The 604-nt window shown below is 65.1% G+C and carries 1 protein-coding gene; it reads right to left on the bottom strand.

Features of this window, described 5'->3' with window-relative positions; all coding sequences use genetic code 11:
• The coding region (locus tag AC1DTN_RS38445) for an amidophosphoribosyltransferase (protein ID WP_477925447.1) at positions 1-604 on the bottom strand (604 nt) is incomplete at both ends.

Genomic DNA, 604 nt, shown 5'->3' with positions numbered 1-604 from the left:
ACCAACTCGTCCTTGGTCGGCATGTCGATGCCGTAGACGTTCGGGTAGCGCACCGGCGGCGCGGCGCTGGCGAGGTACACCTTGCGGGCACCCGCGTCGCGCGCCATCTGGACGATCTCGCGGCTCGTGGTTCCGCGCACGATCGAGTCGTCGACCAGGAGCACATTGCGGCCCTTGAACTCGCTGGCGATCACGTTGAGCTTCTGGCGCACCGACTTCTTGCGCACGCCCTGCCCCGGCATGATGAAGGTGCGGCCCACATAGCGGTTCTTCACGAAGCCTTCGCGGTAGGGAATGCCCAGCAGATGCGCCAGCTGCGTCGCGCTGGGCCGGCTCGACTCGGGAATGGGAATGATGACGTCGATGTCGCTCGGCGGCACGGTCGACACCACGCGCTTGGCCAATGTCTCGCCCAGGTTCATGCGCGCCTGGTAGACAGAGATGCCGTCGAGCACCGAGTCGGGCCGCGCGAGGTAGACGAACTCGAAGATGCAGGGATTGAGCGTCGCCGATTCTGCGCATTGCTCGATATTCACCTCTCCCTGCAGGTCGACGAACACCGCTTCGCCCGGGCCGACATAGCGCTCGAAGACATGCCCGGAAC

The organism is Rhizobium sp. 01T444, from assembly GCF_056398305.1.
The sequence above is the reverse complement of the archived record's forward strand: the minus strand, read 5'-3'. Positions and strand labels throughout refer to the sequence as shown.